Source organism: Halalkalibacterium ligniniphilum (genome assembly GCF_000334155.1).
GTDB classification, from domain to species: Bacteria; Bacillota; Bacilli; order Bacillales; family Bacillaceae_D; genus Halalkalibacterium; species Halalkalibacterium ligniniphilum.
The window spans coordinates 1-2,146 of sequence record NZ_ANNK01000176.1; the positions used below are offsets into that span (position 1 = coordinate 1).

Genomic DNA, 2,146 nt, shown 5'->3' on the forward strand with positions numbered 1-2,146 from the left:
TCAACAACGGATTGAAATTCCCTCTTTTCAACGGTCCCAAATTCCCTTTTATCACCGTTAAATTTGGACTGGTGCTATTCCAGCTTTTTGCTTCTCACGAAGCCTATACGAATCGCCCTTTACATTAAATGTGGTTGCGTGATGAAGTAAGCGGTCTAAAATAGCGGTTGCTAACACTTCATCTCCAAATATTTTTCCCCAGTCAAGGAACGACTTATTGGAAGTAATAAGTATTGCTCCTCTTTTATCATATCTTTTTGAGATAACTTGAAATAAGATATTCGCACTAAGTTCGTCAAAAGGGAAATAGCCTAATTCATCTAAAATTAATAGATCTGGGCGGCTCCAACGTTTGATGACACGATTTATTAAACCTGCTTTGTCCGCTTTCTTACACTCATTGATAAAGTCATCTGCTCGAATAAAAAGGGCGGAATACCCTTTGATAATGGCTTCCATTGAAAAGGCGACAGATAAATGAGTTTTCCCAACTCCTGGTGGCCCTAAAAGTAAAACATTTTCTCCATTCTCAATAAACCGACAGGTTAAAACCTCTTTCACCCTTTTCTCACTAATGCTTGGTTGGAACTCAAAGTCAAATTCATGAATCGTCTTTTGGAAGGGAAGCTTCGCTTTAAGGATCCTTTTTTCTAGGGCTAACGAATCTCTTTTTTCCATTTCATTTAATAGAATAGTGTTAAGAAACTCAGAATATGGTACATTATCTTTAGATGCATCTTCTAAAAGACCATCAATTTGGTCAGCTGTATGGTGCCATCCCATTTGTGATAGTCGTTCGATTAGAAGTTGAGTAGACATTATGTTTCGCTCCCTTCTAATTGTTCATACACTTGAAGAGAACGTTGTTCTACTTCAAGCTCATTGGGTTGATGGAGACGGGTCGCCAAACCTTTTTGTGTCTCTTTCAACCCTTTATAATGTTCTAGATTCATATGCATTTCTGTTTTTCCATAGAGAATAGGGTGTTTAGCGATACATTCGTATTCGTCATATACTTCTATATGATGATCGAGTGTTTCTTTTATTTTCACTGATTTCCCTACAAACCGGTACGGAACAGAATAACGTTTACCTCTGTATGAGATAAAGGAATCTCGACTCACTTCTCGTATTTCCCACTTAGCTATCGGGAAGACAGGCTTCAAATTACTTGTTTTTAAATATTTCGTTTCGAGATTAAAGCGTTTAAGTGGCGATTCATTCGTTGTGGCATTAGGCTTTAAGTTCGCTGTCTTATCCAGCCATTTCCTTACGTTTTCATTAAGTGCTTGAATGGTCGGCTCATGCTTACGCTGCATAAAATTCTTCTTTAAATATCCAACGACATTTTCTACTTTTCCTTTTGTTTGAGGGCGATGTGGTTTACATGCCTTCGGCACAATCCCATAATAAGCTAAGAAGTCTTCAAACTTTTGATTAAACCGAATTTCAATGGGGGAGTGCTTGATAACCGCAGTTTTCATATTGTCATAAAGAATTTGTTCAGGAACTCCATTAAAATAAGCAAAGGCATTCATATGACATTTCATTAATGTTTCTAAATCCATGCTTGTTGTAAATTCTACATACTTCATACGAGAATAACCAAGTACCATGACAAAGGCATAAACCTCTTTCTCCAACCCATCCACTAAATATTTACCCACATACCCCCAATCCATCTGAGCTTGTTTTCCAGGAGGTGTTTCAAACCGCAAGGTTGCCTGCTTCTTAGGATTAACACGATGTGGTTTTACAAACTCTCTTAATATCGTTAATTTCCCTTGGTAACCTAATGATTGAATTTCATCAAATAATACTTCGCAATTGGTTGTCCCTTCTTTTATTCTTTCAAAGATGTATGACTTATAGGGATCTAATTTACTTGTTCGTCCTTCTCCAGGTTTCTTTTCAGGCAATGTATCGAGCTTTATATATTTTCGTATTGTTTTTGGATCAAAGCCTGTCTCCTCTGAAATCGCCTTGATTGTCCATCCTTTCTGATACAGTTCTCTAATCATGAAAAATTCCCCAATCTTGACCATAGTTTCGCCACTCCGTTAGTGTTTTGTTTTGAAACTATTGTCCGTTATTTTAGGGGAATTTGAAACCGTTGTTATTAGGGATTTTATCACCGATGCTTACA

Annotated in this window: 2 protein-coding genes; both read right to left on the minus strand. The window is 37.2% G+C overall.

The window, feature by feature from the left end:
* Nucleotides 1-57: 57 nt before the first annotated feature.
* Entirely contained in the window at nt 58-819 is a 762-nt protein-coding gene (istB, locus tag BLT_RS0120995; protein ID WP_017726154.1) for an IS21-like element helper ATPase IstB, read from the minus strand.
* Nucleotides 819-2,045 (minus strand): IS21 family transposase, encoded by a 1,227-nt coding sequence (gene istA, locus BLT_RS0121000; protein ID WP_017726155.1) that lies wholly within the window; start codon nt 2,043-2,045, stop codon nt 819-821. Before istA ends, istB begins: the two co-directional genes overlap by 1 nt.
* Nucleotides 2,046-2,146 lie beyond the last annotated feature (101 nt).

Bases quoted from the DNA above. Each gene is read 5' to 3' on its own strand.
- istA (WP_017726155.1), bottom strand. From the start codon at position 2,045: ATGGTCAAGATTGGGGAATTTTTCATGATTAGAGAACTGTATCAGAAA.
- istB (WP_017726154.1), bottom strand. From the start codon at position 819: ATGTCTACTCAACTTCTAATCGAACGACTATCACAAATGGGATGGCAC.